Genomic DNA, 10,408 nt, shown 5'->3' on the forward strand with positions numbered 1-10,408 from the left:
AGTCTCCAGATCTGCAGCAAATCCTCAGCCGATGACGGCAAAAGCGGTGCTTGGGGCGCTTCGGGCCGTCGATCTCCACAAGCGGGACCCTCCAAATGTTTTTTGTCGGTATGAGTCAGTACGGTAGATACATGAGTCATACGGAGTCGCCGGCGCTTGCCAACCACCTGATGGACACTGTTCTTCCAGTCCGCCCTGCCATGGTGGACCGCGGTTCGGGCGTCCGTATGAAGCCGGGCATGGTCGAAGACGTCATCGCCTCCGGCACAGCGAGGGCCATGGTGATCTCCCAGCGCAAAGCGTTGGTGACGGCAGACGGGCTTTGGTTCGGCGATGCCGCCGCTCTTTGGGCGGCGCTCAAAGATGCCGACGCCGGTGCCGCGGCAGTCTACTTGGGGACAACTTTGACGTCGTCCTCGTTGCCTGAAGGAACGCCGGTCCTCCTGTTCACAACGGCAGAACCGCCGGCTCCGGGTGCGTCCACGATCCCGACGGACGCCCAGTGGGCAGGCTTCCGGGATGTCGCAGCCACGTTGGACGCCACAGATACTGCCTTGTTCATTGAAGCCAGCGCGATTTCCAACTGGCATGCCACCCACACGCACTGCCCGCAGTGCGGCAGCCCCACGGATATCGAGGCCGGGGGCTGGGTGCGGCGTTGTCCCAAAGACAACTCCGAGCACTACCCGCGAACGGATCCTGCGATCATCGTCACTGTGGTGGGCCCGGACGGCCGTCTCCTTCTGGGAGGGGGCGGACCTGTCGACGCCAGGAATTACTCCACCCTGGCTGGATTCGTAGAGCCAGGCGAGTCGCTGGAACAAGCTGTCGTCCGGGAAATCGGGGAAGAGGTGGGTGTCCGCGTGACCGCCTGCCAGTACCTGGGCTCACAGTCCTGGCCGTTCCCCGCCTCACTCATGCTGGGGTTCACCGCCACTACTGACGACGCCGTTGCACGGCCCGACGGCGTAGAGGTGACCCGGGCGCGGTGGTTCAGTCGTGATGAGTTGCAGGAAGCTGTGCTCAGCGGCGAGATCACGATCTCCACACGGCTTTCGATCGCCCGATCCTTGATCGAGCACTGGTATGGCGGCGTCATCGAAGACCTTCAGCCGTGACAGAAGGGTTTTTCGACGCCGGCGGCTCACTTGAGGACCGCATCCTTGGTGGCTTGGATGACGAGCAACGTGAAGTCGCCAGTACTTTGACGGGTCCCATGTGCGTGCTGGCCGGCGCTGGTACAGGTAAGACGCGTGCCATTACCCACCGAATCGCCTACGGCGTCCACTCCGGGGTGTACAGCCCCCAGCGCTTGCTTGCCGTGACATTCACTGCCCGGGCTGCTGCCGAAATGCGCAGCAGGCTTCGCGACCTTGGCGTGGCCAATGTGCAGGCACGCACCTTCCACGCCGCCGCCCTGAGGCAGTTGCAGTTCTTCTGGCCCCAGGCCATCGGCGGCACCTTGCCGAATCTGTTGGACCACAAAGCCAACATGATCGCCGAGGCATCCCGACGGCTGCGGCTCAGCACGGACCGCGCCTCCATCAGGGACCTGGCAGCGGAGATCGAGTGGGCCAAGGTCTCCATGCTGACGCCTGCCAATTACCTGGAGAACGCCCAGGGCCGCGGAACGCCCGGCGGATTCGATCTCACCGCCGTTTCGCGGGTGTTCCAAGCCTATGAGGACATAAAGACCGACCGTAACGTCATCGACTTCGAGGACGTTTTGCTCATCACGGTCGGGATTCTCCAAGAGGATCCTAAAGTGGCGGCGACCGTTCGTGAGCAGTACCGGCACTTCGTGGTGGACGAGTACCAGGATGTTTCGCCGCTTCAACAGCGGCTCCTGGATTTGTGGCTTGGCGGCCGCGACGAGCTGTGCGTGGTGGGAGATGCGAGCCAGACGATCTATTCCTTCACCGGCGCCTCGCCAAAGCATCTGCTGGGGTTCAAGGCGCAATTCCCTGGCGCAAGCGTGGTCAAGCTCATCCGCGATTACCGGTCCACGCCGCAAGTGGTGAAGCTTGCCAACGATCTGCTGGGTTCACGGCGAAGCGGGGGACCTGTTGCCGATGCTGCATGGGCGCCGCCCCTCAAACTCGTGGCCCAACGTCCACCCGGTCCGGAACCGAAGTTCATGGAGTGCCCGGATGACGAGGCCGAGGCCGCCGTGGTGGCAGGCAGGATTCAGGAGTTGCTCGATGCCGGGGTTCAAGCCAGCGAGATCGCCATTCTGTTCCGCACCAATGGTCAGTCCGAGGCTTACGAGCAGGCGTTGGCCTCAGCCGGTATCGGTTACCAACTCCGGGGTGGTGAACGGTTCTTCGCGCGGAAGGAAGTCCGGGATGCCATCCTGCAACTCAGGGCAGCCACCCGCGCTGTGGCCGAGGGACCCCAGGAACCCTTGGGCCAGATCGTCCGCGATATCGTCGCCTCCCTTGGATACACCGACTCTGCTCCCCATAACGGGGGAGCGCTGCGCGAGCGGTGGGAATCGTTGGCTGCCCTGGTTGCCTTGGCCGATGAACTGGCTGTCAGCCGTGGCGAGTCCTTCACCCTGGCTGAGTTCGTCAACGAGCTCCAGGAACGCTCCGTGGCGCAACACGCCCCCACGGTCCAGGGCGTCACGCTCGCGTCCCTCCACTCAGCCAAGGGCCTTGAATGGGACGCTGTGTTCCTGGTGGGCCTCAGCGAAGGCCTGATGCCGATTTCGTTCGCCGATTCACCCGAAGACGTGGACGAGGAACGCCGCTTGCTCTACGTGGGAATCACCCGGGCACGCGAGCATTTGAGCCTGTCCTGGTCTACCGCGCGTACCCCCGGCGGGAGGGCAAACCGGAAGCCCTCAAGATTCCTCGATGGTCTGCGCCCCGACTCCGTGGCGTCCGCAAACGCGCGCAGCAAGTCAGGTCCGGTCCGACGGAAAGCAGCAGCGCCAGCGTCGTGCAGGGTGTGCGGAAGCATGCTCGCCACCGGTGCTGAACGGAAGGTGGGACGCTGCAATCAATGTCCGCCCTCCTATGAGGAGCAAACCTTCGACGCCCTGCGCCAGTGGCGCAAGGACGAAGCAAAGTCCGCCGACGTCCCTGCGTACGTAGTGTTTACCGACGCTACCTTGACCGCCATCGCCGAGGCGAAGCCGACTTCCCTTGAAGAACTGGCAGGGCTGGCGGGCATCGGTCCGTCCAAGCTTGAGCGCTACGGCGAAGCGGTCCTGGCAGTCCTGGCCGAGAACGCTGTTCTCTGATGGCCGGCGGTCGGATGGGGGATGGAGGCATACCGCAGGTGACCGACGACGGCGCCCCGGTGGTCGTGCGGCGATCCGCCAGGCGGCGTCGAACCGTGGCCGCGTTTTGGGAAGATGGCAATGCCGTTGTCGCCATCCCGGCCAGCTTCACCAAGTCCCAGGAACGGGAATGGGTACGGCGGATGCTCGACAAACTGAAGAAGCAGGGCGAACAGCGGTCGGGCAGGAGCAAACGCCGGCCCACTACCGATGGGGCCCTTGCTGAGCACGCGGCCCATCTTTCCCGGACCTACCTCGGAGGCAGGGCTGTCCCAACATCCGTGCGTTGGGTTGGCAACCAGAACTCGCGGTGGGGTTCGGCCACGCCTGCAGATGGCAGCATCAGGCTTTCGAACAAGCTCCAGGCAATGCCGCAGTGGGTGATCGACTACGTCCTGGTACACGAACTGGCGCACCTTCTGGTGGCCGCGCACAACGCGCAATTTTGGTCATTGGTCGAGGCTTATCCCGAAACCCAGCGGGCCAAGGCCTTCCTCGAGGGAGTGGCTTTCGCGACGTCCAGGGGAATCGCTGGAGAACCGGACCCCGGCGACCAACACCTCGAGTCAGCCGCCGACGTCGTAGATTAACGGGGTCGTTGCTTAGCGCCGTCGATTGATTAACGCAGCAACGGCTGATTAACGCAGCAACGGCCCCCTTTCGCGGAGGCCGTTGCTGACTGGTATCTACCGGACTTCGATTACTTCGTAGGCGCTTGAGGATCAGTATCGTCCGAGTCGGACTCGCCGGTGGCGGGATCCGAAGTTTCCGGGTCGCTGCCCTCGCCGGCCGTTTCGTAGCCACCGCTCAGCAGTTTCTGAAGGGCGTCGTCAACCTCACTGTCGCTGGCTTCTGCCAGGCGGCGGCGTTCGGAGAAGCCCTTGGGATCATCCAGGTCCTCGCCGGTGGGCAACAGGTCCGGATGGTGCCAGATGGCGTCGCGCCCGGCGATCCCGCGCTCTTCCTTGAGGGTCGCCCACAAGGTGGCGGCTTCCCGCAGCCGGCGTGGGCGCAACTCCAGGCCCACCAGCGAGGAGAACGCGTGCTCGGCCGGTCCACCGGTGGCGCGTCGGCGTCGGACAGTCTCACGCAGGGCCGTCGCGGAGGGCAGCACCTTGTCGGTGGCCTCGGCGGTCAGCTCGTCGACCCAGCCCTCTACAAGGGCAAGGGCAGTCTCAAGCTTTTCCAAGGCGGCCGTCTGCACAGGAGTGCGTTCAGGGGTGAACACGCCCTCCGAGAGGGCAGCCTGGATGCCTTCAGGGTTGCTGGGATCGAGGTCCCGGGCCAGGTCCTCTATGCGTGACATATCAATGTGGATGCCTCGGGCGTAGGCCTCGATAGCGCCGAGCAGATGGCCACGCAGCCACGGGACCTGCACGAACAACCTGGCGTGCGCTGCTTCACGGACTGCCAGGAACAGCCGCACATCGTTCTCCGGAAGACTGAGGCCCTCACCGAATTTGGCGACGTTGGCCGGCAAAAGTGCCATTTCGAGATCGGCCAAGGGGACGCCGATGTCGGTGGAGCTGACAACCTCCGCCGAGAGCGCTCCAATGGCCTGACCCAACTGCATGCCGAAAATTGCTCCACCCATGTTCTGCAGCATGGACGAGGCGCCGCCCATCATGGACTTCATTTCCTCGGGCATTTGCTGGGTAAGCGCATTGGACAAGGCGTTGGCGATGCTGTTCGCCACCGGTTCGGTCAGCCGCTTCCAGGTCCCGAGGGTCGCTTCGACCCATTCAGCACGTGACCAGGCACGTCCGATCAATCCTGTTGCCGAGAGATCAGTCACTGGGTCGAGCCAGAGTTCGGCCAGCCTCAGTGCTTCGTCGACCTCCTTGGCCTGCTGGGCGTTGACCGACGGGTCGCTGCCGGAAGCCGCCACCCGCCGCGCATTCTCGTGCGCAAGCTGCCAATTTACGGGGCCCTCTGAAGTGGAACTCATCATGGCCTGGACCTGCGCGAACATCTGCTGCAGCAGTTGGGGGTCGTTGGGCAAGCCGGCGGCCTTGGCCAGTTCAGCGGGATCGATGTTTCCCATGCCCTGTCCGCCCATGAGGTTCTGCAGCATTTCTGCCAGCGGATCCTTGGGGGTGTCGTCGTCGTTGGACGGATTGTTGGGGTTGGAAGTCATGGTGCCGCCGATCGTCGAACTGGCTGGTGATCTCTTTCACCGTACCGCGCAGCCGGAGAGCTGTCTGCCCGGACGCGGCGTCGTTCGCTGTAGGCAAAGCAGTACAGCAACGCTGTACCGCGTAGTGTTGGTGCTTGGTATGTGTTGCCGCCGCCCGCGGCGGCGACAAGCCACAGGAACCGGTCACGCCATGCCGGAAAAAGAGAGGCCTCAATGCTTACTTCGCCCAGCCCCGAGGGCTCCCTCACGCCGCGCAACAACGAGGACCCACGACTACTGTCCGACGTCGATCCCTCCCCGGCGCCTCCGGCGCCTCCGCGTGATGGCCGGTACATGATCATGGTGATCTCGGGTTTGCTGGCTTTGGGCCTTGGCATCGGTGCGGCGGCGTTGCCTGTCCCGTACGTCATCGAGTCTGCCGGGCCAACGTTCAATACTCTGGGCAAGGACGGCGATAAGCCGGTCATCAGCATTTCGGGCCATGAATCGTTCCCGGCCAGCGGAAACCTGGACTTAACTACCGTGGTCATGACAGGTGGTCCCAAGACTCCTGCCACGATTTTCGATGTCTTCCGGGCCTGGCTGGACAGCTCCAAGGCGATCTATCCCGAGGAACTCATCTATCCAAAGGGCACCACTGCCGAGCAGACGGTACAGCAAGGCGAAATTGACATGGAGACGTCCCAGGAGAACGCCGTCGCCGCAGCCTTGCGTCAACTGGATATTCCTTTTGAGCAGCGGCTGGATGTTGCAGGCCTCTCGGACCCTTCGCCCTCGTCCGGCAAGATCAAGGAAGGTGACCGTCTGAAGACCATCAATGGCAAGGCCATCACCTCCATGAGCGTCGTGCAGGGGGAACTTGCCGCCGGAGCCGGAGCTCCTGTGGCCGTCGAGGTGGAGCGGAACGGAACCCTGGTCACCGAAACCGTCACCCCCACCAAGAACCAGGCTGACCGCTATGTCCTCGGCGTACTGCTCTCGAGCGACTTCACTTTTCCATTCGATGTCAGCATTTCCCTGGACAATGTGGGCGGACCAAGCGCGGGCATGATGTTCGCTTTGGGCATCGTCGACAACCTGACGCCAGGTGACCTTACGGGCGGCAAACACATTGCCGGCACGGGAACCATCAACGCCGACGGCGCTGTGGGCGCCATTGGCGGTATCGCTCAGAAGATGATTGGTGCCCGCCAACATGGGGCCACGATGTTCCTGGCTCCGGCTGCTAATTGTTCCGATGTCGTGGGCCATGTTCCGGATGGTCTTCAGGTGGTCAAGGTCGAAACGCTGGCCGACGCCACCGCGGCCGTGGAGCGGCTGGGGTCCGGACAGGACGCGACGGGCCTTCCCACCTGCACAAACAACTAGACTGGCGGTGGAACTTAGCTCCACCGCCACTCGTGGCATATATGACGGCCTCCGCCATATCCCAGCGGCAGAGAATGTCAAGTACTCGCACACCGACTGTTCACTGACACCAATGAGGTACAGAGTTTGTCCCGTCCCGCCAGCTCCAACCCGCCCGGAAGATCACCGCTGAGACGAGGTGCCCTCACTCCGACGCTCATCGTCGTGGCGGTGGTCGTCGTCGGGTTCATTTTCTTCGCCAATGTCTGGACTGACGTCCTCTGGTACCAGCAGCTTGGTTTCTTCGAGGTTTATCTTCGGGAAAACCTTGCCAGGATCATCACGTTCCTGGTCGGTTTCGCCATGATGTTCGCAGCCGTCTTCTTTGCCATCAGGATCGCCTACCGTTCACGGCCCGTCTACGCACCGGATGCGGAGTCACGGGACAACCTCAACCGGTACCAGGCCCAGCTTGAGCCGGTCCGCAGGGTGGTAATGGTCGGGTTGCCCATCCTTTTCGGGCTCTTCGCCGGCAGTGCGGCAGCAAGCCAATGGCAGAAGGCCTTGTTGTTCTTCAACCAAGAGCCCTTCGGCCAGACGGATCCCTTGTTCAACCTCGACATCAGTTTCTACCTGATGACGCTGCCGTTCCTGGGTTTCGTTACGGGCTTCCTGATCAGCATCACCGTGGTGGCCGGCATCGCCGGTATCCTCACGCACTACCTCTACGGCAGCATCCGCCTCATGGAGCGTGGCATCTTCACCAGCCGCGCGGCGCAGATCCACATCGCGGTGACGGGCGCGCTGTTCCTGATCCTGTTGGGTGTGAATTTCTGGCTGGACAGGTACACCACGGTCCAGAGCAACTCGGGTCGGTGGGCAGGTGCCTTGTACACGGACGTCAACGCCGTTGTACCCACCAAGGCGATCCTCGCGGTGGCTGCGGCGCTGGTTGCCATCTTGTTCATTATCGCCGCAGTAATTGGTCGTTGGCGTTTGCCGGTGATCGGTACGGCCATGCTGGTCATCACGGCCATCCTTGCCGGTGGCGTCTACCCATGGGTTATCCAGCAGTTCCAGGTGCGACCCTCGGAAAACACCCTTGAGCGGGAGTTCATCGACCGCAACATCAATATGACCCGGTCTGCGTACGGCCTGGACAAGATTGACGTATCTGCTTACAACGCGACTACTACTGCTACGGCTGGCGCCTTGGCTGCCGATGCACAGACGGCAGCCAACATCAGGCTCCTTGACCCGAACCTCATCTCTTCGGCGTTCGCCCAGCTTGAGCAGTTCCGCCCGTACTACCAGTTCCCGCAAACCCTGAACGTCGACCGCTACACGGTGGACGGCAAGGTCCAGGACACGGTCATTGCTGTCCGTGAGCTTAACCCGGAGGGCTTGAGCGCCAACCAGCAGACCTGGGTCAACCGGCACATTGTCTACACGCACGGCTATGGTGTGGTGGCCGCGAAGGGCAACAAGTTCACGGCCGATGGCAAGCCGGACTTCCTGCAGTCCGGCATTCCGTCCAACGGCGTCCTGGGTAACGACACCTCCTATGAACCGCGGATCTACTTCGGCGAGAATTCACCTGACTACTCGATTGTTGGTGCCCCGGATGGTGCTCCGAACCGCGAACAGGATCGTCCCGCGAGCCGCGAAGGTGGGGGAGAAACCCAGTACACCTTCAATGGCAATGGCGGACCCAACGTGGGCAACTGGCTCAACCGGATTCTGTACTCCATCAAGTTCCAGTCCTCGGATCTGCTCCTCTCCGACGGTGTCAACGCTGAGTCCCAGATTCTCTACGACCGCAATCCGCGTGAACGCGTCGAGAAGCTGGCTCCTTATCTGACTGTTGACGGCAATGCCTACCCGGCAGTTGTTGACGGTCGCGTGAAGTGGATTGTGGACGGCTACACCACCAGCCAGTACTTCCCGTACTCGCAGCCGCAGCAGTTGCAGAATGCCACGGCGGACTCACAGACCAGTGCCGGCCGTACAGTTGCCCTGCCCAACAGCTCTGTGAACTACATCAGGAACTCGGTCAAGGCTACGGTTGATGCCTACGACGGTTCAGTGAACCTGTACGCCTGGGACGACCAGGACCCCATCTTGAAGGCATGGCAGAAGGTCTTCCCGACCACCATCAAGCCCTACTCCGAGATGTCCGGTGACCTGATGAGCCACGTCCGTTACCCGGAGGACCTCTTCAAAGTCCAGCGTGAATTGCTCGGCCGCTACCACGTGACGGACCCTGACAGCTTTTACCAAAACAATGACGCGTGGAGCGTTCCGAACGATCCCACCGTCTCCGAGGCAGTGAAGCAGCCCCCGTTCTACATGTCCTTGCAGATGCCCGACCAGGAGAAAACTGCTTTCCAGCTGACTTCCTCGTTCATCCCGCAGACTGTTAACGGCAACGCCAGGAACATCCTGTACGGCTTCCTCGCGGCAGATTCCGACGCCGGTAACGTCAAGGGAGTCAAGGCGGACAGTTATGGAAAGCTGCGGCTCCTGCAGTTGCCAACGGACACCCAGGTGCCTGGTCCCGGACAGGCGCAAAACAAGTTCAACTCGGACCCCACGGTGTCCCAGGCGTTGAACCTTCTGCGCCAGGGAGCTTCCGACGTCCTGAACGGAAACCTGCTCACCTTGCCTGTTGGTGGTGGCCTGTTGTACGTCCAGCCGGTCTATCTGAAGTCGACCGGTGAGACGTCCTATCCCACGCTGCAGCGCGTACTCGTAGCATTCGGCGACAAGATCGGCTTCGCGCCAACGCTGGATGCGGCGCTGGACCAGTTGTTCGGTGGCAACTCCGGGGCAACTGCGGGGGACTCGGCCAACAACGGCCAGACGCCCGCGACGCCTCCGGGCACAACCACCCCGCCCGCTGGCCCCACCGATGCCAAGGCCGACCTCAAAGCAGCCTTGGACGCGGCCAACAAGGCCATCGTGGACGGACAAGCAGCTCTCGCCAAGGGCGATTTCGCCGGCTATGGAGACCAGCAGAACAAATTGTCTGAAGCGCTGAAAAAGGCAATGGACGCTGAGGCCCGACTCGGGACAACCTCGACGCCGACCACTACTCCGAGCGCGACGCCAACTCCGTCGCCATCGCCGAGCAGCTAAGGGACTCCTGCAACTAAAGGCCGGCACCCGCTCCGATTGGAGCGGGCGCCGGCCTTTTGCGTGGGGGAGATGAACATCACGTAGCCAGGATTTGGTCTGCCATTCACCGGACGGTAATGTTGTTCTTGCGACGCGGGGTGGAGCAGTTCGGTAGCTCGCTGGGCTCATAACCCAGAGGTCACAGGTTCAAATCCTGTCCCCGCAACTGGAGAAAAGGTCCGGATCAGTATTCACTGATCCGGACCTTTTGCTTTGCCCCGACGCTCTCTTACATCCCGCCGGTTTTGGCGCGTCGCTCTCTCACATCCCGCACCCTTCGCTGGGTCGCTCTCTCACATCCCGCACCCTTCGCTGGGTCGCTCTCTCACATCCCGTGAACTGCTCCCCTGAAGTTGGACTGAGATTTTCAGTTCCGATTTGAGGGGAGCAGTTTTTTGAGTTCGCGTAGTTCTTTGTCTGTGGTGCAGCGCGTGTCGGCTGTAGCGTGTTTTGAGAGGGGT

Annotated in this window: 6 protein-coding genes and 1 tRNA gene; 6 read left to right on the plus strand and 1 reads right to left on the minus strand. The window is 62.1% G+C overall.

Translation table 11 applies throughout. From position 1 onward, the window contains the following. Positions 1-131: 131 nt before the first annotated feature. From nudC to PJL15_RS12975, 3 genes are read left to right on the plus strand one after another with little or no spacing between them, the layout of a single operon-like run. Positions 132-1,118, plus strand: a complete 987-nt coding sequence (gene nudC / locus PJL15_RS12965; RefSeq protein ID WP_281451546.1) for an NAD(+) diphosphatase — start codon at positions 132-134, stop codon at positions 1,116-1,118. After that, complete coding sequence (locus PJL15_RS12970) at positions 1,115-3,247, plus strand: ATP-dependent DNA helicase UvrD2 (protein WP_281451547.1); 2,133 nt, start codon at positions 1,115-1,117, stop codon at positions 3,245-3,247. Before nudC ends, PJL15_RS12970 begins: the two co-directional genes overlap by 4 nt. Continuing rightward, positions 3,247-3,876 (plus strand): M48 metallopeptidase family protein, encoded by a 630-nt coding sequence (locus PJL15_RS12975; protein WP_281451548.1) that lies wholly within the window; start codon positions 3,247-3,249, stop codon positions 3,874-3,876. The genes PJL15_RS12970 and PJL15_RS12975 overlap by 1 nt, the downstream gene beginning before the upstream one ends. 110 nt (positions 3,877-3,986) lie before the next feature. On the opposite strand, the gene PJL15_RS12980 is transcribed toward PJL15_RS12975, so the two are convergent. Then, a complete protein-coding gene (locus PJL15_RS12980) occupies positions 3,987-5,423 on the minus strand; it encodes a zinc-dependent metalloprotease (protein WP_281451549.1) in 1,437 nt (478 codons plus the stop codon). A 213-nt stretch (positions 5,424-5,636) separates the two neighbouring features. On the opposite strand from PJL15_RS12980, the gene PJL15_RS12985 reads away from it, so the two are divergent. The 3 genes from PJL15_RS12985 to PJL15_RS12995 all read left to right on the plus strand — a co-directional run bounded on the left by PJL15_RS12985 (position 5,637) and on the right by PJL15_RS12995 (position 10,113). Beyond that, on the plus strand, positions 5,637-6,791 hold the full coding sequence (locus PJL15_RS12985) for a YlbL family protein (protein WP_281451550.1): 1,155 nt from the start codon (positions 5,637-5,639) through the stop codon (positions 6,789-6,791). Between the two features lie 126 nt (positions 6,792-6,917). Further along, a complete protein-coding gene (locus PJL15_RS12990) occupies positions 6,918-9,908 on the plus strand; it encodes a UPF0182 family membrane protein (protein WP_281451551.1) in 2,991 nt (996 codons plus the stop codon). 131 nt (positions 9,909-10,039) lie between these two features. After that, positions 10,040-10,113, plus strand: a tRNA-Met gene (locus PJL15_RS12995). Positions 10,114-10,408: the final 295 nt, after the last annotated feature.

Source organism: Paenarthrobacter nitroguajacolicus, from assembly GCF_029952445.1.
GTDB classification, from domain to species: Bacteria; Actinomycetota; Actinomycetes; order Actinomycetales; family Micrococcaceae; genus Arthrobacter; species Arthrobacter nitroguajacolicus_B.

Bases quoted from the DNA above. Each gene is read 5' to 3' on its own strand.
- nudC (WP_281451546.1), top strand. From the start codon at position 132: ATGAGTCATACGGAGTCGCCGGCGCTTGCCAACCACCTGATGGACACT.
- PJL15_RS12975 (WP_281451548.1), top strand. From the start codon at position 3,247: ATGGCCGGCGGTCGGATGGGGGATGGAGGCATACCGCAGGTGACCGAC.
- PJL15_RS12980 (WP_281451549.1), bottom strand. From the start codon at position 5,423: ATGACTTCCAACCCCAACAATCCGTCCAACGACGACGACACCCCCAAG.
- PJL15_RS12985 (WP_281451550.1), top strand. From the start codon at position 5,637: ATGCTTACTTCGCCCAGCCCCGAGGGCTCCCTCACGCCGCGCAACAAC.